Annotated in this window: 31 protein-coding genes; 17 read left to right on the top strand and 14 right to left on the bottom strand. The window is 64.5% G+C overall.

Annotated elements, in window-relative coordinates; all coding sequences use genetic code 11:
• Positions 1-14: 14 nt before the first annotated feature.
• Positions 15-899 (bottom strand): GyrI-like domain-containing protein, encoded by an 885-nt coding sequence (locus LB524_RS14145; protein WP_224527543.1) that lies wholly within the window; start codon positions 897-899, stop codon positions 15-17.
• Positions 900-1177: 278 nt separating this feature from the next.
• On the opposite strand from LB524_RS14145, the gene LB524_RS14140 reads away from it, so the two are divergent.
• Both LB524_RS14140 and LB524_RS14135 read left to right on the top strand, forming a co-directional pair.
• A complete protein-coding gene (locus LB524_RS14140; RefSeq protein ID WP_224527334.1) occupies positions 1178-1588 on the top strand; it encodes an MbcA/ParS/Xre antitoxin family protein in 411 nt (136 codons plus the stop codon).
• A complete protein-coding gene (locus LB524_RS14135) occupies positions 1582-2280 on the top strand; it encodes an RES family NAD+ phosphorylase (protein ID WP_141906936.1) in 699 nt (232 codons plus the stop codon). The genes LB524_RS14140 and LB524_RS14135 overlap by 7 nt, the downstream gene beginning before the upstream one ends.
• A 33-nt stretch (positions 2281-2313) precedes the next feature.
• Here the strand turns inward: LB524_RS14135 and LB524_RS14130 are convergent, their stop codons facing one another.
• Complete coding sequence (locus tag LB524_RS14130; RefSeq protein WP_224527331.1) at positions 2314-2880, bottom strand: DUF308 domain-containing protein; 567 nt, start codon at positions 2878-2880, stop codon at positions 2314-2316.
• A 205-nt stretch (positions 2881-3085) separates the two neighbouring features.
• On the opposite strand from LB524_RS14130, the gene LB524_RS14125 reads away from it, so the two are divergent.
• On the top strand, positions 3086-3997 hold the full coding sequence (locus LB524_RS14125; RefSeq protein WP_224527326.1) for an AraC family transcriptional regulator: 912 nt from the start codon (positions 3086-3088) through the stop codon (positions 3995-3997).
• A 37-nt stretch (positions 3998-4034) separates the two neighbouring features.
• On the opposite strand, the gene LB524_RS14120 is transcribed toward LB524_RS14125, so the two are convergent.
• Complete coding sequence (locus tag LB524_RS14120; protein ID WP_140663549.1) at positions 4035-4484, bottom strand: universal stress protein; 450 nt, start codon at positions 4482-4484, stop codon at positions 4035-4037.
• A 171-nt stretch (positions 4485-4655) separates the two neighbouring features.
• Between LB524_RS14120 and LB524_RS14115 the strand changes: the two genes are divergently transcribed.
• The gene (locus LB524_RS14115; protein WP_224527323.1) at positions 4656-5237 is read left to right on the top strand and encodes a histidine phosphatase family protein; all 582 of its coding nucleotides are present in this window, start codon (positions 4656-4658) and stop codon (positions 5235-5237) included.
• A gap of 275 nt (positions 5238-5512) precedes the next feature.
• On the opposite strand, the gene LB524_RS14110 is transcribed toward LB524_RS14115, so the two are convergent.
• Positions 5513-5914 (bottom strand): VOC family protein, encoded by a 402-nt coding sequence (locus LB524_RS14110; RefSeq protein WP_140724997.1) that lies wholly within the window; start codon positions 5912-5914, stop codon positions 5513-5515.
• A gap of 401 nt (positions 5915-6315) precedes the next feature.
• On the opposite strand from LB524_RS14110, the gene LB524_RS14105 reads away from it, so the two are divergent.
• Both LB524_RS14105 and LB524_RS14100 read left to right on the top strand, forming a co-directional pair.
• Positions 6316-6729 (top strand): hypothetical protein, encoded by a 414-nt coding sequence (locus tag LB524_RS14105; protein ID WP_015316792.1) that lies wholly within the window; start codon positions 6316-6318, stop codon positions 6727-6729.
• A gap of 100 nt (positions 6730-6829) precedes the next feature.
• Positions 6830-7231, top strand: a complete 402-nt coding sequence (locus LB524_RS14100; protein WP_140788515.1) for a hypothetical protein — start codon at positions 6830-6832, stop codon at positions 7229-7231.
• 16 nt (positions 7232-7247) lie between these two features.
• On the opposite strand, the gene LB524_RS14095 is transcribed toward LB524_RS14100, so the two are convergent.
• Both LB524_RS14095 and LB524_RS14090 read right to left on the bottom strand, forming a co-directional pair.
• The gene (locus LB524_RS14095) at positions 7248-8021 is read right to left on the bottom strand and encodes a pseudouridine synthase (protein ID WP_224527321.1); all 774 of its coding nucleotides are present in this window, start codon (positions 8019-8021) and stop codon (positions 7248-7250) included.
• A gap of 121 nt (positions 8022-8142) precedes the next feature.
• Complete coding sequence (locus tag LB524_RS14090) at positions 8143-9027, bottom strand: aldo/keto reductase family oxidoreductase (protein WP_224527318.1); 885 nt, start codon at positions 9025-9027, stop codon at positions 8143-8145.
• Positions 9028-9122: 95 nt separating this feature from the next.
• Between LB524_RS14090 and LB524_RS14085 the strand changes: the two genes are divergently transcribed.
• Both LB524_RS14085 and LB524_RS14080 read left to right on the top strand, forming a co-directional pair.
• Positions 9123-10025 carry a LysR family transcriptional regulator gene (locus tag LB524_RS14085; RefSeq protein WP_224527315.1) on the top strand — a complete coding sequence of 301 codons (903 nt, stop codon included), beginning with the start codon at positions 9123-9125 and terminating at the stop codon, positions 10023-10025.
• Positions 10026-10146: 121 nt separating this feature from the next.
• Entirely contained in the window at positions 10147-12063 is a 1917-nt protein-coding gene (locus tag LB524_RS14080; RefSeq protein ID WP_224527311.1) for a diguanylate cyclase, read from the top strand.
• A gap of 99 nt (positions 12064-12162) precedes the next feature.
• Here the strand turns inward: LB524_RS14080 and LB524_RS14075 are convergent, their stop codons facing one another.
• Entirely contained in the window at positions 12163-12384 is a 222-nt protein-coding gene (locus tag LB524_RS14075; RefSeq protein WP_015316798.1) for a hypothetical protein, read from the bottom strand.
• 281 nt (positions 12385-12665) lie between these two features.
• Between LB524_RS14075 and LB524_RS14070 the strand changes: the two genes are divergently transcribed.
• Complete coding sequence (locus LB524_RS14070) at positions 12666-12905, top strand: hypothetical protein (RefSeq protein WP_015316799.1); 240 nt, start codon at positions 12666-12668, stop codon at positions 12903-12905.
• A gap of 61 nt (positions 12906-12966) precedes the next feature.
• Here LB524_RS14070 and LB524_RS14065 read toward each other — a convergent pair whose 3' ends face one another.
• A complete protein-coding gene (locus LB524_RS14065; RefSeq protein WP_224527308.1) occupies positions 12967-13194 on the bottom strand; it encodes a polymerase in 228 nt (75 codons plus the stop codon).
• A 969-nt stretch (positions 13195-14163) separates the two neighbouring features.
• Here LB524_RS14065 and LB524_RS14060 point away from each other — a divergent pair.
• Positions 14164-14460: a DUF1236 domain-containing protein gene (locus LB524_RS14060; RefSeq protein WP_015316803.1), complete on the top strand. Its 297-nt coding sequence runs from the start codon at positions 14164-14166 to the stop codon at positions 14458-14460.
• Between the two features lie 138 nt (positions 14461-14598).
• On the opposite strand, the gene LB524_RS14055 is transcribed toward LB524_RS14060, so the two are convergent.
• A complete protein-coding gene (locus LB524_RS14055) occupies positions 14599-15447 on the bottom strand; it encodes a helix-turn-helix transcriptional regulator (protein WP_224527304.1) in 849 nt (282 codons plus the stop codon).
• A 90-nt stretch (positions 15448-15537) separates the two neighbouring features.
• Between LB524_RS14055 and LB524_RS14050 the strand changes: the two genes are divergently transcribed.
• A complete protein-coding gene (locus LB524_RS14050; protein WP_140663534.1) occupies positions 15538-16422 on the top strand; it encodes an SDR family oxidoreductase in 885 nt (294 codons plus the stop codon).
• A gap of 18 nt (positions 16423-16440) precedes the next feature.
• Here LB524_RS14050 and LB524_RS14045 read toward each other — a convergent pair whose 3' ends face one another.
• Positions 16441-17139 carry a RibD family protein gene (locus LB524_RS14045; RefSeq protein ID WP_140725018.1) on the bottom strand — a complete coding sequence of 233 codons (699 nt, stop codon included), beginning with the start codon at positions 17137-17139 and terminating at the stop codon, positions 16441-16443.
• Between the two features lie 140 nt (positions 17140-17279).
• Between LB524_RS14045 and LB524_RS14040 the strand changes: the two genes are divergently transcribed.
• From LB524_RS14040 to LB524_RS14020, 5 genes are all read left to right on the top strand, one after another.
• Positions 17280-17840, top strand: coding sequence for a dienelactone hydrolase family protein (locus tag LB524_RS14040; RefSeq protein ID WP_224527301.1), 561 nt, complete (start codon positions 17280-17282; stop codon positions 17838-17840).
• Positions 17841-18103: 263 nt separating this feature from the next.
• Positions 18104-19051: a substrate-binding domain-containing protein gene (locus tag LB524_RS14035; protein WP_015316808.1), complete on the top strand. Its 948-nt coding sequence runs from the start codon at positions 18104-18106 to the stop codon at positions 19049-19051.
• Between the two features lie 112 nt (positions 19052-19163).
• The gene (locus LB524_RS14030; protein ID WP_224527297.1) at positions 19164-20750 is read left to right on the top strand and encodes a sugar ABC transporter ATP-binding protein; all 1587 of its coding nucleotides are present in this window, start codon (positions 19164-19166) and stop codon (positions 20748-20750) included.
• Complete coding sequence (locus LB524_RS14025) at positions 20747-21763, top strand: ABC transporter permease (protein ID WP_015316810.1); 1017 nt, start codon at positions 20747-20749, stop codon at positions 21761-21763. Before LB524_RS14030 ends, LB524_RS14025 begins: the two co-directional genes overlap by 4 nt.
• 117 nt (positions 21764-21880) lie before the next feature.
• The gene (locus tag LB524_RS14020) at positions 21881-23194 is read left to right on the top strand and encodes a hypothetical protein (protein WP_224527294.1); all 1314 of its coding nucleotides are present in this window, start codon (positions 21881-21883) and stop codon (positions 23192-23194) included.
• A gap of 45 nt (positions 23195-23239) precedes the next feature.
• On the opposite strand, the gene LB524_RS14015 is transcribed toward LB524_RS14020, so the two are convergent.
• The 4 genes from LB524_RS14015 to LB524_RS14000 all read right to left on the bottom strand — a co-directional run bounded on the left by LB524_RS14015 (position 23240) and on the right by LB524_RS14000 (position 25518).
• Positions 23240-23812: a hypothetical protein gene (locus LB524_RS14015; RefSeq protein WP_140663523.1), complete on the bottom strand. Its 573-nt coding sequence runs from the start codon at positions 23810-23812 to the stop codon at positions 23240-23242.
• Positions 23809-24429: a hypothetical protein gene (locus tag LB524_RS14010; protein WP_224527291.1), complete on the bottom strand. Its 621-nt coding sequence runs from the start codon at positions 24427-24429 to the stop codon at positions 23809-23811. The genes LB524_RS14015 and LB524_RS14010 overlap by 4 nt, the downstream gene beginning before the upstream one ends.
• The gene (locus LB524_RS14005; RefSeq protein WP_224527288.1) at positions 24426-25052 is read right to left on the bottom strand and encodes a hypothetical protein; all 627 of its coding nucleotides are present in this window, start codon (positions 25050-25052) and stop codon (positions 24426-24428) included. The genes LB524_RS14010 and LB524_RS14005 overlap by 4 nt, the downstream gene beginning before the upstream one ends.
• A gap of 103 nt (positions 25053-25155) precedes the next feature.
• Positions 25156-25518 (bottom strand): hypothetical protein, encoded by a 363-nt coding sequence (locus LB524_RS14000; RefSeq protein ID WP_015316814.1) that lies wholly within the window; start codon positions 25516-25518, stop codon positions 25156-25158.
• Positions 25519-25700: 182 nt separating this feature from the next.
• Here LB524_RS14000 and LB524_RS13995 point away from each other — a divergent pair, with 182 nt between their 5' ends.
• Positions 25701-26003 (top strand): hypothetical protein, encoded by a 303-nt coding sequence (locus LB524_RS13995; protein WP_015316815.1) that lies wholly within the window; start codon positions 25701-25703, stop codon positions 26001-26003.
• The last annotated feature ends 84 nt before the right edge of the window (positions 26004-26087 follow it).

The following is a 26087-nucleotide window of genomic DNA, read 5'->3' as shown; positions in this document are numbered from 1 at the left end:
CCCGTCAGAAGGCTCTATTTCAGCGGCAGAAACAATTCGCAGACCACATCAGGCACCGGCACATTCGGGAACATCGAAAAGTGCCGTTGGCAATAGATCGGGAAGTCACGCGCTTCCTCGCCGCTGGCAGGAAGCCAGTCGCGATAAAGGTAGAGCGCGGCTGGCTCCAAATTGTTGGTATTGTGGACGACGCGCAAGACCGCGCAGCGTCCGCCGGGGATCACGCCAGCCATCATTTGCCCGTCATCAGCGTCGATCGGCAGGTCAGTCCCGACACACAGGTCCATGCTGTAATCGGCTGGGTTGGCGGGCATCCTCTCGGAACGGAAGACGTTGAAAGTCGGGCTCGTCTCCGGCGACAGGCCAGCGGCCTTGCGCCAGGCGATGAACCGCTGGATGGTGTCGCCGAGTGTCGCCCGGTCGCCTCGATGTTCCATGATCGCCACCGGCGTCGGGGGCACATCGCGGATCGTCACGTCGTCGTGGTCATAGGTAATGTGCATGAGCTTGCTCCTTGCATTGTCCATAGGCCCGAAGGCCGCAAGCCACGGTGCCCAGTCGGGCGACTTCCGGAACGATGAAGGAGACTGCCCGAACCGTTGCCGAAAGGCGCGGGCGAAGGCGTCCGGTGCATCGTAACCGGCATCCATCGCTATGTCCGTGACGCTTTCGGCATCCCTGAAGGCCAGCCGGTATGAAGCGCGCTTCATGCGGGCAAGCTGGACATAGCGATGCACGGACAGCCCGAAGGTCGCCGTGAACTGCCGGTGGAAATGGTATTTGGAAAATGCCGCGATGCCGCTCAAAGCATCCAGGTCCAGATTGCCGTTCAAATGCTGGTCGATATGATCCAACACTCTCTGCATCCGGGCATGGTAGTTTTGAAGCGCCGCCTTCATCATTCCGTTCTCCGTGGCAGCACCAGCTAAAGCGTATGCGGACATGACGCGCTCGACCGATCTTGCGGTTTGTCACGGGTCGCGGAACCGCGCCAAGGACCGTTTAGGGGCACGCGCGACCTTAGTTGGAAATCCAACTACCGGGAAATTCGACCGTAATTGTTGATGCAATATTGTTCGGACCATCTAATCGCCATCAGTGCGGTCTTCACAATGGCTCCCCGCCTTGCCAATTGGCATATACATGCTATATATCTGCCAATTAGCGAGGTCTAAACATGCAGCTTCAAGCCATCACCGCCACACCGGCCACTGTCGGCTCAGCCATTTCGGATGAAGAGGCAGGCGCTTTGGCGCGCACCACGGTCAACCTGTTCAAGGCCTGGAACCTCACCGACTTCGAGGCCTGCGTCCTGCTTGGCGGCATTTCGGCGCGCACCTGGGCGCGCTGGAAGGAGGGCGGCGTCGGCCGGATCGACCGCGATCTGCGCACCCGCATGGCGCATCTGATGGGCATCCACAAGGGGCTGCGTTACCTCTTCACCGAGCCGGCGCGCGGCTATGCCTGGATACGCAAGCCCAATGCCACCTTCGGCGGGCAGTCGGCGCTCGACGTGATGCTGCGCGGCGACATTTCCGATCTCGCGGCGATGCGTGAATGGCTCGACGCGGAGCGTGGTGCATGGTGAGTGGGCTCGCGGTCCGGCGCCGCGTCCACTGGCCCCAGACCTATCGCATCATCCGCTCCATCCATCCGCCGATCGATCTGTTCGAGGACATCGCCGATCCGCGCGACTGGGAGGCGCTCGCCGCCGTCGAGGAGAAGACCAACCCGCGCATCCGGCTGGAGCTTGGCGATCTCGGCAAGGTGCCGGCCGCAAGGCGGGTTTCCGGTCCCGGGGCCAGTTTCGTCATGGCGCCTTTCGTGCATTGTTCCGTCCTTCGGCCCGGCCGGTTTTCGGACGGCAGCTACGGCATCTACTATGCCGGCGACAGCGAGGACGTGGCGCTGGCCGAAACCATCCACCATCACCAGAAATTCATGCGCGCCACCAACGAGGCGCCCGGCTGGACGGCCGATTTCCGCGTGCTGATCGGCAGCGTCGATCGCGACCTCGACGACGTCAACGCCGTGCCCGGCGTGCTCGATCCCGACGACTACACGGCGTCGCAGGCGGAAGGGCGGGCGCTGCGGGCCGCCGGCAGCGACGGGCTGGTGTGGAACAGCGTGCGCATGCCCGATGGGGAGTGCATCGGCATCTTCTGGCCAGACGTCATCGGTGTCCCTGTGCAGGGCCGCCACTACAGTTACCACTGGGACGGCGGCCGCGTCGATTTCGTGCGCCAGCACGACACGGGCAAGGTGCTGGAAGTGGTGTGAACGAAGGCGGCCGCAGCGACCAGTCCCAGGCCTTTACGTAGGCTTGCGTGCCTGCGTGACGGCCAGCCATACGGCCGAGACGAGAAAATAGAAGGCACCGAACCCGGCATAGGGCGCGATGTCGGTGATGCCAGGCGTCGCGGTGCCGATTGCCTGTTTGATGAAGAAGCCACCGGCAAGCGCTGACTGCGCACCGCTCAGCACCATCGCCCATTGCGCGCCCGCCCGCCAACGGCGCACACCGGTCGCAAGCTGGAACAGGCCGGAGAGAACCGCCCACGCACCGAACACCGCCAGAACCGCGTGCGGGCCCTGTCCGAGTGCGATGACGACGGCAATGGCCGTGATCGTGCTGACCACCGCGTTGAGCGCCTGGCTGGGATTGGCTTTCAGGCCGCCGCTGCGCTGCGCGTCCAGAATATTGGCGACAGCGTCCCACAAGGGGTAGGCGACCAGGAGTAGCGCGGAAACCGGCGGCGCGCTTTTGCCAAGGGTGAAGGCGGCCGCCACCCAGGCGACCGAAAAGCCGGCCCGGAGGAAATAATAGGATTTCAGCCACTGCGATGCGGCGCCGGGCGCCTGAATGGTTTGAGTGCTCATTGGAATTTCCTGTCTCGTTGGTTGGACGGCGATTGACCCGCTTGATCGATTTGGAACCACGTCCGCGGGGTTGGATGATTGGAACAGCCCGTTCTCTCAGTCCTGGCTGCGGGAATGGTTTTGATCCAAGGAAAAAACGGCGCATAATCAGCACGAAAATGCGCTATCGTCGTAAGCAATGTAGGGGAGCCGGCCGGCCGCATCCATGATGGAATCGCCTGAAAATTTGACCATTCTTCCGGATGGAGGGCCGCGTGCCGGTGTCTCGGGGGACCTTCTCTCGCATGTGCTGGCGCAGATCAGGCTTACCGGCGACGAGGTTTTTTCACGCACGCTGGCACAGGCGGAGCAACTCGATCTCGACGAGGGCCAAGCCCATATCGTCGTGGTGACCGTCGGCGCGCTGCGCATGGAGAGTGGGGATCAGGCCCCTGTCGTCATAGAGGCCGGCGACCTCGTGCTCCTGCCTCGCGGTCCCGGCGCGTTGCGGCTGGTGGCGTCGCATCCGCAAGTGGCGATCGTCGCCTGCCGCTTCTGGTTCGATCCTGACAGCCTGCGGGGAATGATCTTCGCCTTGCCGCGATGCATCCATATCGGGCGTGCCCACGGGGCAGGGTGGGTCGATGGAATGCTGCCTTTCCTGATGGTCGAAACCAGCGACGCCCAGCCCGGCGCGGCTTTGATGATTTCCCGCATCATCGATCTCATGGTCATCCGCACCTTGCGCAGTTGGGTCCATGAAGGACGCGCCACGGGCTGGCTCGGCGGGCTTTCAGACGCCCGCATCGCCCGTTCCCTGAAGGCCATCCACGAAAGGCCGCTGCAGCGGTGGAGCATCAATGAACTGGCCGACAAGGCCGGCATGTCCCGTTCCAGCTTCTGCGAGCGCTTCGCCGCGCTCGTCGGGCGCTCGCCGCTGCGCTACCAGAATGAATGGCGGCTGGGCCTGGCCCGCGATCTGCTGGCCAGGCGAGACGCACGCGTGGGTGAGATCGGCTTGCGCATCGGCTACGAGTCCGAAGCCGCCTTCAGCCGCGCCTACAAACAGCTCTTCGGGCATCCGCCACGGGTTGAATATGCCCTGGCGAATGAAGCCGCACCGGTGAAACTGCGCTGACCGATGGCGCCAGCTTGAAAATATCGGGTTGTGGCCGCTACCGCACCACCAGCACCGGGATCTCGGTGTAGGACAGCACTTCCGCCGTCTGGCTGCCCAGAAGCAGCCTGCCGAGGCCCCGGCGGCCGTGCGAGGCCATGACGATCAGGTCGCAGCCTTGCGCCCGCGACAGTTCCAGGATCGCTTCGGCCGGCCTTTTGTCCTCGACATGGACCAGCGTGGCGGACACGCCGGCGGCATCGGCGGATGCCTTGCATTTGTCGAGCACTTCCTTGCCATAGCGGCGCGCTTCCTCCTGATAGGTGACCAGTTCGTCGCCGGCGGCATAGCCGGCCATGGCGCCGCCCCAGGCGAAGATCGGGAATTGTTCCGAGACGGTAACGAAGGTGACGGCGGCGCCGATGCCCTTGGCCAGTGTGAGGCCCTGGGCGACACCCTTGTCGGCCAGGTCAGAACCGTCGGTGGCGATGAGCAGATGTTTGTACATGATGGTGTTGCCTGTCGTGCCTGATGACTATCCAGCAGAGATAGTTATGCCGCACGCTCAATCATTGTGCCAATGCGGCGGGAATCAGGGCCAGGCGAGGTTTCGCCAGTACCCCGGATTCCCCTTTGCCGCATCGTCCTCTAAGGTGCCGCCGACATCGAAAGGTACCCCATGAGCAGTGCGTTCCCCCAAATCCATCTGGTCCGGCATGGCGAGACGGCATGGAGCCTTTCGGGGCAGCATACCGGGCGCACCGACATGCCGCTGACGCCGGCCGGCGAGGCGGCCGCGCGGGGTGTTGCGGAGCGGTTGAAAGGCCTATCGTTCTCAGCCGTCTGGTCGAGCCCCTCGCTGCGCGCCTACAACACCAGCGTGCTTGCCGGCTTTGGCGCGGCAAGCGTCAAGATGGACGATCTGCAGGAGTGGGACTACGGCGCCTATGAAGGGCGCACGACGAAAGAGATCCTGGCCGAGCGGCCGGGCTGGAACGTGTTTCGCGACGGCTGTCCGCAAGGCGAGCTGGCGGCCGATGTCGGCACCCGCGCCGACAGGATCATCGAGCGCCTGCGCAAGGCCAATGCCGACATACTGATCTTTTCCAGCGCGCATTTCCTGCGCGTGCTGGCCGCCCGCTGGCTGGGTCTGCCGCCGGAAGGCGGGGCGCTGTTCGTGCTCGACACGGCCAGCATCAGCGTGCTCGGCTACGAACATGATTTCGGCGAGCCGGTCGTGCGCAAGTGGAACTTGAACTAGGAGTGCATCTGCGCCTGCTGAGCGCGGAAGCGCCCGTCACTTCGTCATCCACGGGCGGAGCAAGGAGCGTAGCGACGCGGCGCAGACCCGAGGATCCATGCCGCGACCTCCGAGCGCGGCCACGGTGCGGAATCTGCTCCGCTGCACTCCACGGCCAGCATCGCGGCATGGATCCCAGGGTCTCCGCGACGCCGCTTTCGCGGCTGCTCCGCCCTGGGATGACGAACACGGGGAGGCTTCGGCAATTCCCAAACCCTAGCCAATCCCGACCGTCTCTATCTGTCAAACTTCCGGATCGCCTCGGCGGTGACGGGCTGGAAGAAATTCACCAGATTGCCGTCGGGGTCGCGGAACAGCAGCGAGCGGTTTCCCCAGGGCATGGTGGTCGGCTGCTGCACGGTCGTGTTCTTGATGAGGTCCGACAGCCGGGCGAATTCGGCATCGACGTCGCCAACGCGGAATTCGAGGATGGCCGTGTGGTTGTCGGCGGGGCGGGCGATGTCGCCGCCGAACAGCATCAAGGTGCGCGTGCTGCCGATCGCCAGCGTGCAGGCTGGCGTCGCCAGTTCGGCGAAGTCTTCGGTATAGACCGTCACCGGCATGCCGGTGACCTCACCGTAGAAGCGCACGAGGCGCTGGACATCCGATGTGATGATGCGGACTGAGACGAAATTCATCGCTTAGGTTCCTTGGTCGCTGAAGCCCGGGCCGGGCTTCCCAGCCGATGCATAGCCCAGGTCTCCTGCCAGCTTTCTGTCAGGAGAGGGGGGTGCGATGGTCTATTCGGGCCTGAGCGACTCCTGGACGGCGCGAGGGAGAAATCATCGGCAGGTGTCAAACAGCGCAATCGGCAATCTGTTCTTGGCAAAGTTTATGGCTTGACGATTTTCATGGCGTTGTTTCGACAGGAATACTCCATTTCATTCGGCAGAGTGTTGATAAGGGCGATCGCCGGGCCTTTACTCGATTTTGTTCTGATAACCATGAATTGATTGGTATGGCTGTTTCCGTGATTTGAGCCTGGATTTGTGCCGTCATAAAATCGCCGGTGGGAAATTTCTGAAACGGGGGAAAAAACATGTCTCACCGCGCGACAAGCATCATGGCCGGCCTGGCGCTTCTGGCTTTTGCGGTCAGTCCGGCGGCTGCTTCCAACCGCATGTTCACCTCCCAAAAGACAGCGCTTTCGGGCCGCGATGTCTATTTCTTCGGCGGAGCGAGCCTGAACGTGGATTGTTCCAGCGCGGGCAGGGACGATGTGAGAGTGGTCTCGGGTCCAAGCCACGGAAATGTAAAACTCGTCCATGACGGGGTGTTTACGCATTACAACAAGTCGAACGACCGGGCAAAATGCAATTCCCACAAGGTGAATGGCATCAAGGCGCTTTACAGGTCGAGCCCTGGCTTCAAGGGCTGGGATCAGGTGACGATCTCGGTTCACACCTATGACGGCGACGCGTTCAAATACGTCACCAACATCAAGGTGGAGTAGTGCTCGCCCGAACGCTTTGTTTTACGCAATTCCGGACGGAAAACCATTACGCACTTTTCCTGGAATTGTCCTAAATCGCACAAGCAGGAGGATCGTTGAAATGAAGCGTCGGACGACAGGTGTGATAACGGCATTGGCGGTTCTGGGATGTGCCGCCTGGCCGGCGGCGGCGGAAAGCTATGGAAAGGCGGCGCTCTCCGGACAGGAGATCTATATTTTCAGGGATGCCAGTCTGAATGCCGACTGTTCCAGCGCCGGCGCGAACGATGTCAGGATCGTCGCGGGCCCAAGCCACGGGAAGATCAGGCTCGTGCATGCCAAGCTCTATACCGGTTTCAGCAAATCGAACGAGCGCTGGAAATGCAATGCCCACAAAGTGGACGGCATCAAGGGGTTTTACCGGTCGAACCCCGGATACAAGGGGCGCGACCAGGTCACGTTTTCGGTCCACACCTATATGGGCAATGCCCATCAGACCGCCGTCAGCATCAACGTCGAATAGTGGCTTCGCCGCCCACTCACTGCGCCAGCAGCGCCAGTTCCTCCGGCATGAGGTGCCGCGCCACGCCCTTGGCGAGGTCGCCGAGCGGCAGGCTGCCGATGGCGACGCGGATCAGGCGCTTGACCTCGATGCCATGAGCGGCGAGCAGGCGGCGGATGTGGCGGTTCTTGCCTTCGTCGAGCACGATCTCCAGCCAGGCCGTGCGACCGCCGCTGCGCAGGAATTCGATCGAATTGGCCGCCAAGGCCTCGCCGTCGATGGTGGCGCCCGCGCGGAGTTTGTCCAGCATCGTTTCATCCGGCACCGTGGCGACCTGCACGTGATAGGTCTTGGGCAGGTGCGAGGCCGGGTCCATCAGCCGGTTGGCGAAGCGTGTGTCGTTGGTCATCAGAAGCAGGCCTTCGCTGGCCTTGTCCAGCCGGCCGACCGGCGAAACGAAGGGCAGGTCGAGCCCTTCGAGACAGGCATAGACGGTGTCGCGCTCGAGCGGGTCGTCGCGCGTGGTGACCAGCCCGCGCGGCTTGTTCACCATGAGATAGACCTTGCGCTCGGCAACCACCTCGACGCCATCGACGACGATCCTGTCGCGGTTCATGTCGACGCGCAGCGCGGCATCGCGCACCACCTTGCCGCCGACGCGCACGCGGCCTTGCGCGATCAGCGCCTCGCCCTGCGTGCGCGAGCACAGGCCGAGTTTTGAGAGCGCTCGGTTCAGGCTGACGCCAGGAGGGCCGGCGCTGCGTGGCTTGCCGGGTGGCGGCCTGCCGGGCGGTGGTGGTCGTGAAGCCATGCTGCTTGGGTCGATCCGTGGTATTGGACAGATGCCATGGGCAGCGTCAGCTTAGCAAGCTGCCGCCGAGGCCGCATCGAGGCCCCGGCGGCAAGCCGGCCAAACGGGGCCTTTCGACGCGTCACGCGGCCTGCTCGGTCTCGCCTGCTATGCCGTTCAAGACCTGGACGGCATCCGCCGGCAGCTTAAGCTCGGCCGCCGCCAGGTTCTCCCTGAGATGCCCGACCGACGAGGTGCCGGGGATAAGCAGGATGTTGGGCGAGCGCTGCAACAGCCAGGCGAGCGCCACCTGCATGGGGGTAGCGCCGAGCTTTTGCGCGACGTCGGCAAGCGTGCTCGACTGCAGCGGCGTGAAGCCGCCGAGCGGGAAGAACGGCACATAGGCGATGCCGTCGGCGGCAAGCTCGTCGATCAGCGCGTCGTCCTGGCGATGCGCGATGTTGTATTGGTTCTGCACGCAGACGATGTCGGCCATGCCGCGTCCCTGCGCGATCTGCTTGCGGGTGACATTGCTCAAGCCAATATGGCGCACAAGCCCCTGGCGCTGCAGTTCGGCGAGCGTTTCGAGTTGCGGCTCGAGCGAGCCTTCGGCGGGCCCGTGGATGCCATGCATGGAGCGCAGGTTCACGACCTCGATCACGTCCAGCCCGAGATTGCGCAGATTGTCGTGCACGGCCTGCGTCAGTTCCTGTGGCGACATCGCCGGGATCCACGAGGCATCCTCGCCGCGCCGCGCACTGATCTTGGTGACGATGGTGAGGTCCGCGGGATAGGGGTGCAGCGCCTCGCGGATGATCTGGTTGGTGACGTGCGGACCATAGAAATCCGATGTGTCGATATGGTCGACGCCGCTGGCAACGGCCTCGCGCAGCACGGCGATCGCCGCATCGCGGTCCTTCGGCGGGCCGAAGACGCCGGGTCCGGCCAGTTGCATGGCGCCATAGCCCAGGCGCTTCACGGTGCGGTCGCCGAGCTTGAAAGTTCCGGCCTTGCTGATGTCGGTCATGGGTCTCGATCTCCTTTGGATCGGCTCGATATAGACAGTCCCCGCCCGCGCGATAATATGGCGCAGTCGGCACAGGCTGTGCGGAAAGGCGAACAATGGCGACGGATCTGGGTGACCTCCAGGCATTCATGGTGGTGGCGCGCGCCGGCGGGTTTCGGCAGGCGGCGCGGACGACCGGCTTCAGCGCCTCCAGCCTGAGCGAGACGGTGCGACGGCTGGAAACGGGGCTTGGCGTGCGGCTCCTCAACCGCACCACGCGCAGCGTCGCCCCCACCGAAGCCGGCGCGCGCCTGCTGGAGCGGCTCGGTCCCGCGCTCGGCGAGGTCGAGGCCGCGCTCGACGTGATCAACGGGTTTCGCGGCCGTCCGGCCGGCACGCTACGGCTCAACGTGCCGGTGGTGGCGGCGAAACTGGTGCTGCCGCGCCTTCTGCCGCCCTTCCTCGCGGCCTATCCCGACATCCGCGTCGAAGTGACCGCCGAGGACAGTTTCGTCGACATACTGGCGAGCGGCTGCGATGCCGGCGTCCGCTATGACGAACGGCTGGAGCAGGACATGATCGCGGTGCCGATCGGCCCGCGCCGGCAGCGCTTCGCCACCGCCGCCGCACCGGCCTATCTCGATCGGCGCGGCCGGCCCGGCCATCCACGCGACCTGCTCGATCACGCCTGCCTGCGCGGCCGCTTCGCCAGCGGCTCCATGCCGCCCTGGGACTTCGAACGCAACGGCGAGACGGTGAGCGTCGACCCGACCGGCCCGCTGCTGGTCAGCACCGGCACGGCGATGGACCTCGCTGTCAGCGTGGCGGTCGACGGCGGCGGTATCGTCTCATTGTTCGAGGACTGGCTGCGCCCCTATTTCGACGATGGCAGGCTCGAGCCCGTGCTGGAGCCTTGGTGGCAGGAATTCTCGGGTCCGTTCCTTTACTACCCCGGCCGCCGCCTGACGCCAGCGCCGCTGCGGGCATTCATCGATTTTGTCGACGGGATGCGGTGGTGAGGGGGGGCGCGACGGCCTGGCTCCTTCGACCAAAGGCAATCCCTGATGTAACACTTTGTTGTCATTGAGGGTCTATCGAGGAGGCGGTACGGCGAAAGCCCGGTAACAGGAAAGGCGCCCAATGGGTTCGCCCTGGTCCGAATTGCTGGCCAATCTGGCGGTCGTGGCGATGTTCGTGTCGGTCTGGATCCACACCCATGTGTGGCTGGACCGCTGGGCGCCCGCCGCAAAGGCGGCGACCTTCGGCCTGCTGATGGGCGCCGGAGCCATCATCCTGATGCTCACACCAATGCAGCTGCAGCCTGGCGTGCTCGCCGATCTCAGGGCGACGATGATTGCCGTTGCCGGCTTCTTCGGCGGTCCCGTCGCCGGCGTCGTCGCCGGGGTTATGGCCGGTGCGTTCCGGACTTTCGAGGGTGGCATCGGCGCCTTCGCCGGCGCGGTGGGGATCGCGGCCGCCATGCTGGTCGGTGTTGCCGGAAACCTTGCCCTTAGGGGCCGCCGGCCCACCATGGTCGACATCATGACCCTCGGCGCGGCGGCAGCGGCGGCGTCGCTGCTTGGCCTCAGCGTCCTGCCGCGGGATGTGCTGCAAACAGTCCTGCCGAAGGTTGCGCTGCCTTCCTCCCTGCTCATCTTCGTCTCGGTGGTGCTGTCGGGGCTTACGCTTTACCAGGAGCGGCGGCGCCTCGAGGCGCTGCAGTCGCGGCGCATCTACAAGGCCGTGGTGGAGACGCTGCCGGATTGCCTGAACGTCAAGGACCTCGACGGGCGGTTCATCGCGGCCAATCCGGCAACGGCCGAACTGATGCAGGCGCCAGACGCCAAGGCGCTGATCGGCAAGACGGACTTCGACTTCTATCCGCGCGAGACGGCGAAAGGTTTCCGCGAGGACGAGCTTGCCGTGCTGGCGTCGGGCGTCTCGTCCACCATCGAACAGCACCTTCATCACGAGGATGGAACCGAAGGCTGGCTGGCGACCTTGAAGGCGCCCTTTCGCGACAGGAGCGGGGCCGTCGTCGGCCTGATCACGCACAATCGCGACATCACGGCGCGCAAGCAGCTCGAGACCGAGCTGGCGGAAAGTCGGGTCCGGCTCGGAGACGCCTTGACACACATGGCCGACGGTCTGGTGATGTTCGACCCGGACGGCAGGCTGGTGCTGTGCAACGACCAGTATCGCGCCATGTTTCCTAAGACGGCTGAGATGAGGGTGCCCGGCGCCGACTATCGCGACATCCTGCGCGCCTCGGCGGCGCGCGGCGAGGGGACCACACCGCCAGACGCGGTCGAGGGCTGGATCGACGGCATCATGGCCTCGCAGAAGCTTGTCAGCCATCGCCAGGTCTGGCTCGCCGACGGCCGCTGGCTCGACGTACGCACCCGGCCGACAGGCGACGGCGGCAGCCTCAGCGTGTTTTCCGACATCACCGAGGCCAAGCAGGTCGAGGCCGAACTGCTGGCCGTCAACGAGAAGCTGAACCTTCTGGCGCACCGCGACGGGCTGACCGAACTGTGGACGCGCCGCGCCTTCGATGAAGCGCTGGCGCGCGAATTCTCGCGCGCCAGGCGCAATGCGGCGCCGCTCAGCCTGATGATCATTGATGTCGACTGGTTTAAGCGGTTCAACGACCATTACGGCCATCCGGCGGGCGATGATTGCCTGCGCGCCGTGAGCCGCTGCATCCAGGCGACTGCCCGCCGTCCGGCCGACGCGGCGGCCCGCTACGGCGGCGAGGAGTTCGCGCTCATCCTGCCGGAGACCGACGCCCGGGGCGCCTTCGTCATCGCCGAGACCCTCAGGAGCAAGGTGCGCGACCTTGCCATGGCGCATGCCGGCAGCGAAAAGGGTATCGTCACGGTCAGCATTGGGGTGAGCACCCTCGATGCGGACGGCGCCGCGATGGAGATTGCCGATCTTCTGAGACGCGCCGACGAGGCGCTTTACGGCGCCAAGGCCGCCGGGCGGGACCGGGTGCATGGCTGGCGCCCGCATCTCAGCGACCAACGCTCGACCGGTTCCCGGCGCAAGATATGAGACTTGCAAGGCCACTGCCGGTGGATTTGGATCAAGGCTGAGCTTGCGATTGCCTGAACGAGGGTCCGGGCGGGAAGCTCTCTCGGTGGCGCGTAAGCTTCAGCCGGAGTGAACTGAATCCGTGCTGGCGCGATCGAGCTTCACAAGACGAGCCTTCGCTTCGCCGACGCGTTGTTGCGCGGATCTTATCCTGTCACAAAGCCGCAGATTGATACCGACGCCACAGTCTTCGTCCAGCATCGCGTTTGCGCGTTCAAGGGCGAGTTCCGCCCGGTTAAGTCGCTGCCTCGCCCTGGCAAGTTCCAAGGTCAAAAGTTCCATTGCTGCTTCCGTGGTTTGCGGTCCCTTCCATTGGGAAACCGCTGCCGGGTGGTTTGGTTCCGGGCCGTTCGTGAAGCTGTATTCGCTGCCGGGGTCAGGCGTCTGCCTGGAGATGCCGCGGCCGCCACGCTTCCAGGATTGGGCTGGTGATTGGCAGTCATGTCTTTGTTTATTGACCCCGCCAATGGCTGGCGTAACTTGTCAAAGGCCGTCCGCGACGCGAAGACACGTGGGCGCTTGGGAGCGATCATCCTGCTTCCACCCAAATCCAGGAGGAAGCTGTGCGCAGGCTACTACAGACGCGCCCTGGCGAATATCTCGATCACCGATTGGAGTGCCCCTTTTGCGGCACCATCCGCCTGCAAATCCCGGCCGATGCGACACCATCGACGCGGATCAGTTGCGCCGAGTGCGGCAGATATCTTGGTATCTGGGATGAGCTGCAGACCGACTTCGAGCAACAAGGCGGCAACGATGGCGTGTTCCGTCTCGACAAAGGGCGCATCCAGAAGCTCGACTAGGCTTGCCGCGAGCAGCGCTCGATAGCGCCGGCTAGGGTCGGCTCACCATCGCCGATGCCCATCAGGACGGCCTTGGATGGGCAAGGCCGGTGTCGAAGGTGCCTGGCAACACAGGTGGGCCACTGCGGCTGGTCGAGGCTGTCGCCATCGCGTCAACCGGCACGAGGATGATCATGCGGGCATGCTGCTCCGGCCACAATGGCTTTCCGAAAAGGAAGAATGTGCTGGCGAGAAAACAGACCAGCAAGAGGATGGCCAAGGTGTTGGCGATGATCTCACCAAGCTGCATTGCTCTTCTCCAATTCACGCGTCCCTCTCGGCAACGAGCGCCAGCAAACTATGTTCAATGTTTGGGACCAATGCGCCTGGTTCGCAGGACTTCAGTCCGAGTTGCGGGTCGAGCGATAAACGCACAACCTGCCTTTGCACCGGCCGAGCCTCCGCCAAGTGTGGCAGCCGGAGCATAGCCCGGCCTGCTCGCAACGTGCCGAGCCCTCCGCCAAAGCAGGCCGGGCTCCTTTCTGAAAGGGTCACAAACGGACCGCGATTTCCACGGGCAGCGGTGAGCGCTGGTTGCGCAGCGAGGGCAAGGCCCGATCAGCGGGGTGGCGGAAAGCGCGCCGGTACCGTCCGCCTTGCTCCACGGCGACAAAGGCGCGATTCTCCTCCCTTTGGCGGCTAGCCAGCATGGTCAGATCGGGCCAGCATGGTCAGGTTGGGATTGTATGGACGGATCTGCTGTCCCATGGCCTCAACTCGACCCCACGATTGGCGATAAAGGCAGCAAGGGCTGCTACCAGTTCAAAGTAAGGCTGACGAGCAGGACGGCGATCAAGGCCGACAACGGGACCGCCATCACCAGCGCCGCCTCCATAAGGCGGGTTTCCTTGTCGCTGAACATTAAACCTCCTCACTTATCGGCTGACGCCGAGGGTTTAGGGTTCGCTCACCGCCTGAAGCAGTGAGCGAACCCTATTGGCGCAGGAAGGGACGTAGCTGCGCCAATTCGCAAAAAACACACCCGCAGTGCTGCCCGACATCCGTCAGGTATCCGCGATGAACTTGCAGCGAACAACGAGCGCGAAAGACGGCCGTTCCCGCCGGCGGCGCCGGCAGGACTATTGCGTTTTTCGATGGGACCTAAGTCTGGTGCTGGCCGGACCGAAGCCCAAGCCCTGGAACATTCAATCATGCCTGAAGTTCGATCCGGCAGCGCGGTGACAATGTTGCGCTGTGCAGGTTTCAGATGGAGGTACTCATGAAAAAAGATCTTGCCGCCGTAGCCGCGGTTCTGTTGCTCGCAGGTGTCGGCGCAGCCGCTGCCGAGGACGTCGTCATCCAGCCCGAGCAGGAAACAGTGATCAAGGAGTATGTGCATAAGCAGCCCCTGGCTTCGGTCAAGGTTCCCGGCGTGGAACTCAACGTCGGCACGGCCTTGCCCGATACCGTAGAGCTTCACGAAGTCCCCAACGTCAAGTATCGCTACACCGTCGTCGACGACCGGACCGTGATCGTGGATCCAAGCACCCGCAAGATCGTCAAGATCATCCAGTAGCGGCGCCTGGCCCGCTGCCGGCTGGCGGCGGGCCAACCGTGCAAATGCGTTGCCTGACAATCAGAATTTGTGTGAGTGGATGCCGGCCTTGCGCAAGCTGAACGGGTGTGCGAACGCCGCCTTGAATGGGATCCAGAGTCAACGCGACAGGTCCAGCTCTCGCTCCTGGTGCCGCCGGGCGAGATCGCGGATCCGATCGGCGACCTTGCTGTCCACCGGATTGTAGACGGTCAGGCTCAGATCCGGCCGGCCATCCACCGCGAAGGCTGAATATTCCAGCTCGATGTCGCCGAGTTCGGGATGCTTCAGGCGCTTTGTCCCGTCGCCATGGCTGAGCACGTCGTTTTCCCGCCACAGCGCGTCGAATTCCGGGCTGGCGCTGCAAAGCTCCTCCACCAGTTGGGCGACCTCTGACACCGCGCCGGCGCGCGCCGCATCGGCCCGGAACGCGCCGACCACGAAACGGGCGAGGTTCTCCCAATCGTGCTGCTTGGCGCGGATGGTGGGGCTCAGGAACATAAACCGCAGGATGTTGCGCTGGCCAGCGGGCAAGGTGCTGTAATCGGTCATCACGACTTGCGCGGCGCGGTTCCAGGCGACGACATCCCAGGTCGCCGTCTTGATCAGGGCCGGGCTTGCCTCGAGCGTGTCGATAAGGCGCTGCAGCCTGGGGCTGACGCCGTCGGCGCCGATGTAGCGGACCTCGGGCGGGCGCCCGAGCCCCAGCATGAAAAGATGTTCGCGCTCGGCCTCGGTCAGCAGCAGGCCCTTGGCGATCCGGTTCAGCACGTCGGCCGAAGGCGCGCCGCCGCGTCCCTGTTCCAGCCATGTGTACCAGGTCGGGCTGATGTTGGCGCGTTGCGCGACCTCTTCCCGGCGCAGTCCCGGCGTGCGCCTGCGCCCGGAAAAGCCGAACGATGAGGGGTCGAGCCGGGTGCGTCTGTCTTTCAGGAATGCTGCGAGCGAACCGGCGGAAGTGTTGGACATCCTGTTAGCCATTATACCATGATAAGATCACTACTTTAATGGAATAATAGAGCAGCGATAGTACGCAGGCAACTGTGCAGGAGATTTTGCATGCGTATCTTTTTAACCGGCGCGACCGGTTTCATCGGTTCGGCCATCGTTCCCGAACTTCTTCAGGCCGGCCATCAGGTCGTCGGCGTCACCCGCTCCGATGCCGGTGCCGAGGCGTTGGCCGCCGCCGGCGCCGAGGTGTATCGGGGAACCCTCGAGAATCCCCAAGGCCTGCGCGACGGCGCGGCGGAGGCGGAAGCCGTGATCCACACCGCGTTCGACCATGATTTTTCGCGGTTCGCCGAGAATTGCGAAAAGGACAGCCGTGTCATCGCCGCGCTCGGCCAGGCACTCGCCGGCTCCGACCGGCCGCTGGTGATCACCTCGGGCGTCGGCATGGGCAGTCCCGGCCACGGCCAACTGGCCGTCGAGGATGTCTTCAACCCCGATCACCCCAATCCGCGCATCGCCTCGGAACTCGCCGGGAATGCGTTGCTGGAGGCGGGCATCAACCTGTCGGTGATGCGCCTGCCGCAGGTCCACAACACGCTTAAGCAGGGGCTGATTTCGCCGCTCATCGAGATCGCGCGCCAGAAGGGCACCTCGGCCTATGTCGGCGAGGGCCGCAACCGCTATTCGGCCGGCCATGTCGCGGACGCCGCGCGTCTTTACCGGCTCGCGGTGGAGAAGCGGCAGCCCGGCGCGCGCTATCACGCCGTCGGCGAGGAAGGCGTCGAGGTACGCGCGATCGCCGAGGCGCTTGGCCGGGGACTGAACCTGCCGGTGGTTTCGATCGCGCCGGAAAAGGCGGCGGAGCATTTCGGCTGGATGGCGATGTTCGCCCCCATGGACCTGCCGGCCTCCAGCGCGCTGACCCAGGCGCGGCTCGGCTGGCGTCCGACCGGCCCGACGCTGATCGCCGATCTGGACGCGATGCGATACTGAGGCGCGCAAGACGCGGCCTTAGCCAGGGGTGACGGCATAGCGCAAATGGACGAGCCCATGCGCGAGGGCTTTGCAATCCTTGAGCGACAACCGCACCTTGTCGGCAAGGCCGCTTTCACCGAACTCGACAAAGCCCTGGTTTGCCGCCCGCGCGTCGAGCGCGGGGGCAATGAGAAGGCTGAGTTCATCGACCAGCCCCGCCGCCAGGAAGGAGCCGTTGATGCCGGCGCCGCCTTCGAGCAGCAGACGGCGGATGCCGAGCTCACGGGCAAGCACGTCCAGCATGGCGGCGAGATCGATGCCGGGCGTTTGCGACACGATATAAGATACGCCGTCAGTGGCGAGCTCGGCCAGATGGCTGTCGGCCACATCATACCCGAGCAGCACCACGACATGGTCGCCGCCGATATCGGGTTTGGCGAAGTGCAGCTTGCCCGAGGCATCGAGCGCCACGGCAAAGCTGCCCGCGTCGCGCCGCGCGAAATGATGCGGCCGATCGACCTTGCCCACATGCTCGGGCGGATGCGCGGCGGCCTTGCTCATCTCGGCCATGGTGACGCGGCCGACGATCCAGGCGTCACCTTCGAGGTCGTTGTGGATCTTTTCATAGAGGCCCGACCACTCCGCCCGGCTGCCGTCGGGGCTTTCAGTATAGCGGCTTGGATGAAGGCTGCCGTCGAGCGAGGCAAGCATGTGGCAGATGATGCGCGGCTTCATATGGTGTCTCCATTTCGTCGGCCTGGCCGTCCCAAAGGTAGTGGCGCACCGGGAAAATGGAAGCCGATGCGGTGTGCCTTGAGGCTGCACGCCCCGGCAGGTAAAAAATGACTGGATCTGCGCGACCTAGGGGCCGGTGCATGACGGACATCATCCTGTTTCACTCGGTTCTTGGCCTTCGCCCGGTCGAGCGTCATCTTGCGGAATGCCTTCGCGTCTGCGGCCATGCGGTCGCACTGCCAGATCTTTATCAGGGTGCGGCGACGGATGATCTCGATGAAGGTTTCGCGATCAAGGCGCGGATCGGCTGGGGTGCCATCTGCCTGAAGGCGCGAGAGGCTCTGGCCTCGACGCCGGGGGATGCGGTGCTGGCGGGTATCTCGATGGGAGCCGGCGTGGTGGCGGAATTCTGGGAGTCGCGGCCGCTGGCAGCGGGTGTTCTGCTGTTGCATGGTTTGGCGACCGTGCCTGCCAACACACGACCCGGCTTGCCCATCCAACTGCATGTCGCGGACACCGATCCACTGTTCCCCGAGCCCGACGTCACTGCCTGGCAGGAAAGCGCGGAGGCAGCGAGAGCGGATGTGCAGGTTTTCCGCTATCCAAACGCGGGACATTATGTTTCCGACCCGGCACTGTCCGATTACAATGCAACGGCGGCCGCGCAGCTCTGGAGTCGCTCCTTGGCGTTCCTGACGTAGAAGGCCTTCGGACCGAAGAGTCCAAAATTCAGACAATTCCGACAAGTTGCTGTCCTGGCTGTTATATCGATGTTGCACAAATGGTTGACCCTGGGTTAGCATCCTCTTGTTGACGCCGATCGGAGGAATTTAGGCGGCGGTCAGCTGGAGCGGCATGCGTTCTTGGCGCAAGGAGGATGCTCCAACACTTTAACCGGCGCATGATCCTTCCTGAAACCGGTCCCGGTTTTTAGGGGCCGTGCGCTTCTGTGGAGGAGGAACCCATGAACAGACGCGAATTCCTGATGACGTCCGTGGCCGCGGGCGCCATGATGCTCGCCGCACGCTCGGCTTTCGCCGAGGACAAACTCACCATACTGGGCTCGGTGCCCAGTCTCGGCTTTCCGTTCTTCGTGCACATGCTGAACGAGATCAAGGCCGAAGCGCAGGCGCAAGGCGTCAACCTGACCGAGAGCGACGGCCAGAACTCGGCCACCAAGCAGACCGCCGACATCGAGGCGGCGCTGGTGCAGAAGGTCAACGCCATCGTCATCTCGCCGCTCGACGTCAACGCGCTGGCGCCAGCCATCGAGGAAGCGGTGAAGGCCGGCGTTCCCGTGGTGACGATCGACCGCCGCGTCGACGGTGTCCAGGGCATTCTGGCCCATGTCGGCGCCGACAATGTCAAGGGCGGCGAGGCGGAAGCCCAGGCCGTGGTGGCGGCGTTCCCCAATGGCGCCAAGCTGTTCCACCTGCAGGGCCAGCCGGGCGCGGGTCCCGCGATCGACCGCAACAAGGGCGTGCACAATGTGCTTGATCCGCTGAAGGACAAGTACCAGATCGTCTACGAGCAGACCGCCAACTTCGCCCGCGCCGAGGCGCTGACGGTGACGGAAGCCGGCCTTGCCGCCAACGGCAAGCCGGACGCCATCATCTGCGCCAATGACGACATGGCGCTGGGCGCGCTCGAAGCGTGTGCCGCGCGCAATTTCAGCGACGTCAAGATCTACGGCTTCGACGCGCTGCCGGAAGCGCTGGTGGCCGTGCGTGACGGCAAGCTCGCCGGCACGGTCGAACAGTTCCCAGGCAAGCAGTCGCGCACCGCCGTGCAGATCGCGGTCGCCTACGCCAAGGACAAGACGGAGCCGAAGGAGAAGCTGGTGCTGCTGACGCCGATCGTCATCGGCAAGGACAATCTCGATAAGGCGGAGAGGTTGAGCGAGACGAAGTAGGGGCGGGTGGACATCGGCCGATTGGCGAGGCGGGCAGGACAGCACCCCCCTCTGTCCTGCCGGACAGAGGGGGGTGTTCAAGCGCAGCCTGAACCGCATCAAGGAGCCACCCTTGTCTCCGTCTGAAGCCGCATCGCCGATCCTGCTTGCCGTCGAGGGCGTCACCAAGCATTTTGCCGGCGTCACCGCGCTGAGCGATGTCTCGCTCGATGTCCGCGCCGGCGAAATCCTTGGCCTGCTTGGCGAAAACGGCGCGGGGAAATCGACGCTTCTGAAAATCCTGTCGGGCGTCATGCCACCGTCCGGCGGCCGCATCACCTTCGACGGCGCCGACTACCAGCCGGCGAGCCCGCAGGAGGCCAAGCGGCTGGGCATCGTCACCATCTACCAGGAACTCAGCCTGATCCCGACGCTGACCGTGGCCGAGAACATTTTCATCGGCCGCGCGCCGATCGGCCGGCTTGGGCTGGTGAGCTGGCGCAAGATGGAACAGGATTCCCGCGCCATCATTGCCCGTGTCGGCCTTACCATCGATCCGATGACGCCGGTGTCGGCACTGTCGGTGGCCGAGCAGCAGCTGGTCGAGATCGCCCGCGCGTTGTCCTTGAAAAGTCGGCTGATCATCATGGACGAGCCGACCTCGGCGCTGACCGAGACGGAGGTGCAGAGGCTGCTGTCGATCATGGACCGGCTGCGCAAGGACCATGTTGCCATCATGTTCGTCACCCACCGGCTGGAAGAGGCATCCGCCATCTGCGACCGCATGACGGTGCTGCGCGACGGCAGGCTGGCGGGACATCTCGAGCGTCAGGGTGGGCCGGTCAAATTGCCCGCCATCATCGAAAAGATGGTCGGCCGCGCCGCTTCCGAACTTTACGCCCGTCCGGCGCAACGCGCGGCGGCCGGCGATGTGGTGCTGTCGGTTCGGGGCTTGCGCACCGTGCGCGATCCCGAAGCGCCGCACGCCATCGTGCTCGACGGTGTCGATATCGACCTCAAGGCGGGAGAGATCCTCGGCGTTGCCGGCCTCGTCGGCTCTGGCCGCACGGAGCTGGCGCGCGCCATTTTCGGCGCCGATCGGATCGCGGCGGGAATGATCACGCTCGACGGCAAGCAGATCGCGCCCGCATCGCCGGCCGACGCCATCGCGCTCGGCATTGGGCTGGTGCCGGAAGACCGCAAGCACCAGGCGATCTTTGCAGCCCTTGGTATCCTGCCGAATTTCTCCGTCGCCTCCCTCGGGCGCTTCAGCAACGGCTTCGGCTTCATGGCCGAGCGGCGCGAGCGCGACGCGCTGTCAGGGTTCAGGAAGATGCTATCGATCCGCATGGCTTCGGCCGAGCAGGCGATTGAGGGCCTGTCGGGCGGCAACCAGCAGAAGGTGATCCTGGCGCGCTGGCTGGCGCGCGACCCGAAAGTGCTGATCGTCGACGAGCCGACGCGCGGCGTCGATGTCGGCGCCAAGGCGGAGGTGCACCAGATTCTGGTGCAGCTGGCGGCGCGCGGCATCGCGGTGATGATGATCTCGTCCGAGCTGCCCGAGGTGCTGGCGGTGTCGGACCGCATCGTCACCATGCGCAAGGGGCGTATCACCGGCGAAATGCCGGGCGTCGAGGCAAACGAGGAAAGATTGATGGAACTGATGGCGCTCGACAGGCAGGATACGCCGGCACAGGATGCGGAGGGGCAGGCACGATGAGCATCGCCGAGGAACAGAGCCAGCGCGGCGGCGTGACGATCGCGCGGCTTTTGATGAGCTTTGGGCCGCTGCTGTTCCTGGCGGCGCTGGTCATCGTCTTCACCGTGCTGAAGCCGAGCTTCATCGACCCGATCAACCTGTTCAACATCACCAGGCAGATCTCGATCACCGGGCTGATCGCGCTCGGCATGACCTTCGTCATCCTCACTGCCGGCATCGATCTTTCGGTCGGCTCACTGCTCGCCTTCTGTGGCATGGTGGCGGCCGTGGTCGCCAAGGGCGGCACCGCCAACACGCTGTCGCTGTCCACGTCAGGCACGCAAGGTTTTGGCTGGTTCGCGGCGTTGCTCGCTGCTGTCGTGGTCGGTGCGCTCGCCGGCGGCGTGCAGGGGTTCGCCATCACAAGGCTGAAAGTGCCGCCCTTCGTCGTCACGCTGGGTGGGCTGACGGTGTTCCGCGGGCTGACGCTGACCATTTCCAACGGCGGCCCGATCTCCGGCTTCGACGCCTCGATGCGCTGGTTCGGCACGGGGCTGATCGGTCCGGTGCCGGTGCCGGCGATCATCTTCGCCATCGCCGCCATCCTGTGCCATATCGTGCTGCGCTACACCCGCTATGGCCGCGCCGTCTATGCCGTCGGCGGCAATGCCGAGGCCGCGCGGCTGTCGGGCCTGCGCGTCGACCGTATCCTGGTCTCGGTCTATGTCATCGTCGGCTTCTTCGCCGGGCTCGCCGCCTTCGTGCTGTCGGCCAGGCTGAATTCTTCCGAAGCGGTCGCCGGCATCGGCTACGAATTGACGGTGATCTCCGCCGTCGTCATCGGCGGCACCTCGCTGTTCGGCGGCATCGGCTCGGTCGGCGGCACGGTGGTGGGGGCTGCCCTGATCGGGGTGCTGCAGAACGGCCTGCAGTTCAACAACGTCTCGTCCTACACGCAAAGCATCGTCATCGGGCTGATCCTGATCCTGGCGGTGGCGTTCGACCGCTGGCTGAAGTCGCGGGTGAGGCGATAGGAGCAGCAAGGGTTGTGCGCTCACCCCAGCCATTTGCCAGGAAGCTGCCCCCATTTCTTGCAAAACATCCGCGCCTTGCTAGAAAGGCTTCGCGCGGGGGCAGCGTGAAAGAATCTCATGGTTGCCGACATCATCAGGCCGATCAGCTTGAGTTTTTCGCTGCTGCGGCGCTTCTGGCCGCAGCTCGTGGCGCTGGTGCTGGCCGGGGTGCTGGCCGGCGATCTCCTGCTGCAGCTGGCTGCCAGGGTGGCGCTCGCCAACCATTTCGCCGGGCTTGCCATGCTGACGCTGGTGGCGCTGGCGCAGCTGGTGGTGACGGTTGCGATGTTCCATGTGCTGCGGCCGGGCCTGCCCAATGTGCTGGCCGCGCAGCGCGGCGCGGACAAGGCCGCGGCCTCCGAGAGCGAAGTCGCTGGCAAGGAGGCGGGAGGTACTGACCGGCGCGGCTCGCGGCTGGTGCGCATGATCACCATCGCGCTGCTGCCGTTCTTTGCCTATTATGCCGCCTGGGGGTTCCTCGGCGATATCGTGCGCCAATATTCGCGCGCCTCGCTCGAACAGGCCGATTTCGGCCAGAGCGGCAATGTGCTCGACGTGCTCGATTCGCGCTGGCTGCTGATTTCGGTCGCCGTGTCATGGCTGATCCGCCGGTTGGCCAAGTTCATGCAGACGAAGACGACGGCAACGTCGTTCTGGCAGATCGTGGTGGTGATCTGCGAGACCAACTGGATCTTCGTCGGTCTCTACGTCATCAGCCGCTGGAAGGACAGCGCGCTGCACTGGCTGATGAGCCGCAATCTCTGGTCCGTGCTGCAGGCGTCCATCGACGGGCTGGCGAGCCCGGTGACGGCGACGAGCGCCGCACCTGTGGTGCCGGTCGAGATCACCTCGATCGCGCCCTCGACGGTGGCGGTCAATCTGTTTTTCTACATGCTTTTGCCGCTGATCTGGCTGGTGATGGCGGCGCTGATCTATGGCTATGACGTGCGCGACGACGCGGCGTTGATGCGGGTCGACAGCCGCGTCGAGCGGTTCGGCCGGCGCTATGCCGGACTGCCGAAATTCCTGCGCGATTTCGTCGAGCATTTCATCGCCGGCTATCGTTCGCGCTACCTGCCGATCGCCAATGGCGTGCGGCTGACGGTGAGTTCCAGCCTGGTGCTTTTGTGCACGCTGATCGTCGGCTACCGCCTGCTAGACTGGGGCGCGGCCTGGCTGTGGCTTGGCGCGACGCGGCTGATCGGCCCGCACGAGCTAGACGTCTGGCAGATTTTCTCGCATGGACTGACGCTGCTGTTCGGCAGCCCGTTCCAGGATTCCTCCACCGGCATTTTGATCGAGCCGATCAGGATATGTTTTCTCGCCGCCGTGCTGGAGACGGCGTTCTCGCTGCCCAAGCGGGTGACCGGGACTGTCGAAGCGCGGAAGTAGAGGATTTGTTGGCGCCGGCCTTGCAGAGCCGAGCCTGGGGCGTTGTCACTTCGGCGGCCGCTGGAAACGCAGATACCACGGCCGTTCGCTGCCCAGCCCGACGGCGGGGCGAATGGTTTTCACCGCGTCCTCGGGCACGATGAAGGTGTCGCCGACGGTGATGACATCGCCTTTTTTGGCGCCGGAGAAGATGGCCGAAGCGCAATTCATCACGCCGTCGGGCAGGCTGACGCCGCTGATGAAATCGGGCAGCCATCGGCGCCCGGCGGCATCGGTCAGCATAAGTTTGCAGCCCAGCCATTGTTTCTGCAGGTCTGGGTCGCCAATGGTCACGGTGAAGGTAGCGATGACGGCGTAGGCGTGGTTGGGCAGGCGGCCGGCCTTGCCGCCGCGCAAATCGGCCAGTTTCCAGCCGCTGCCGCCGAACGGCACGGATTGGCCGAACTCGACATCCCTGGCGATAAGGTCCTCGCCATGCAGCCATTCGCGGACGCTGTCATGGCTGGTCTCGGCCAGTGTCAGCGGCAGCAGGATGGCGAGCGCCATCAAGCCGCGCCGGCGCCATCGTCGCTCGGATTGCCGGTCCACGGTCGGGGTGTCTGTCGAAACGGCGCTCATGTCTTGCCCTGCGGTGTCTTGTCCTGCGGTGTCAGGCCCGGCGCCGCGTCGAGGTCGAATTCCGGCAGGATGTCGGCCGGCTGGCCGTCAGCGCCGGTCGGCAGCGCGTCGAGGCTGATGCGGGCCTGCCCGTCGAGCGGGCCGAACTGGCGCGCCGATATCAGCAGCCTGGCGCCGCGGATCTGGTCCGGTGGTACCTCGAAAACGAACAGGCTACGCTTGTCCAGGCCCGGATCGACGCCGTGCGGCGGCATGTCGGGGCGGTAGCCCAGCCGCTCCGTCTGGTGATAACGCAGCCCGGTCGGGCCTTGCCAGATGCCGTCGGCGACCGCCGTGGAGGTGCTGGTCGCGGTGAGGTTTGTTGTTACCACCGCCCATAGGCCGCTGGTCGTCAAAAGCTTTTCCTGGCCGAACTGATTAGTCTTGAGCTGGCGCGCGAAGATCACCTTGTCCAAGCTGACAGCGAAGCTGCGCGCGCCCACCGTGTCATGCATCGAACCATCGATGGGGATAGGTGCGGTGAGGTCGGCATAATGCGGCTTCGTCATCTGCATGCCGTAGCTCAGCACCACGGTGGCGCAAAGGATCGCGAGATTGCCAAGCACGCGTATCCTCATGGGCCGCTTTCCGGCTGCCCACTCTGAGACTGCCCACTCTGCGACTGCCCGGCCGCCGGCAGGTCGGCGACCGGCAAGGTGACGGTGCCGAGCCGGTAGGGGTTGTACCAGCCTGGTGTGCCATAGAGATTGTCGCGCGGCTTGAAGATCTCGGCGGTGACGCCGAAGGCGAGGCTTGCCGGCACGGCGGCGTCCCCGGCAAGCGGCCAGACATAGGCCATGCGCTCGGTCATGCCGGGATGCAGTTCCGGCGTCATCGTGGGATCGCGTGTCAACACGATCATCGGCACGGGATCGGACAGGATGACGCCGTCCGGCGCGAAGACGTTGAAATAGCCCTTATCGGATTGCGCGGTGTGGTTGGTCATGTCGACTTCCAGCACCAGCGCCTTCTGGCCCGGCTTCAGCGGCACGCCGTGGACCCTGGCATGGCCGACATAGGCGCGCACCGGCTGCAGGCGCCAGCGGCCGGCCTCGATGACGGCGTCTGGCGGCAATTGTGGTGGATCATGGGCGGGCAGGGCGCCGAATGCCCCCATCAGGCCGGCGACGAACAAGGCGGCAATGGTTCCCGCGCCGGCCGTTATCCAGGTCTGAACTTTTGAGCGGGCAGTCTTGAACATTCCAAATTATGTGCGTCGAACGAACAGGCACCCCAGGCGCAATCTAGAAAGAAAAATCAGGGATTGAAACCCGCAAATGGCTCGGTCCAGCCGTGCTCGGGCCTCAGGCTGCTTCAAGTGCCCAAAGACGATGGCCGAAACGGCGGAAGAAGCGCGCCACGAGCCGCTGCTGCTTCGCCCTGGCAAGGTCGGCCAGGCGCCGTTCCTGGCGCCAGCGCGGCATGTTGCGCCAGCCGGCGATGAAACGGGCTGCATCCTCGACGGCTTCGTGCGCCGACAGCGCCGGGTCGATCGCGGCCAGGAACAGCGGCTCCGCCTGCTTCAACTCGTCGATGACGGCCTTGCGCCTGAAATGATCCAGGCGGGCCTGCGCGATGCCGGTGCGGCGGATCGCCTCGAAGGCTTCGAGCAAGGCGGGACTGTCGCCGGTGTAGCCGCAGGCGCGGGCGAAATCGGCGGCATCCATTCTTGCTCCCGGATCTGGCGCGAGGTGATCCCGCGCCGACTCACATTTGCAAGTGTTATATAAGCATAACTCAAACATACATAGAAGGGAGACTTTTGGAGGAGTTTGGAAACTGCGACTCGACTCCTGCTTCGAAACACGGGAAGATAGGAACAAAGCACGAACAAAAGGACGAAGAAGTGATGGCGTTGCCAGGCAGGGAAGCAGTGATCGCGCAGGTCGCCTCGCTGTCGGTCGAGTGCGCCGATTGCGGCCGCAACAGGTGGTGGCGGCCCGATCAGTTGAAGCGCTTCGGTGTGAATGGGAGCACGCCGCTGGCCGCGCTGTCGGGCCGCATTGTCTGCTCGGCCTGCCGGGCCGACGGGCTGCCTGGCACGGCGATCTCGATCCAGGCCGCTTTCATCGACGAGCGCCAGCGCGTGCGCTCGGAAGCGCGCATGCTGAGCGGCCGCGACGTGCCGCTGGAGGGGTCGAGGCGGGCTTGAGGGCGCCGGCTGGCCAAGTCGTCAGCAGACGTCGTCTTCGTCGAAGAGGGCAACGTCTCGCCCTGCGTGAAAGGCTTGCAGATC

The organism is Mesorhizobium sp. ESP6-5 (genome assembly GCF_020164695.1).
Lineage (GTDB): Bacteria > Pseudomonadota > Alphaproteobacteria > Rhizobiales > Rhizobiaceae > Mesorhizobium > Mesorhizobium australicum.
Note: the sequence above shows the minus strand (reverse complement) of the source record. Positions and strands in the feature narration are given on the sequence as shown.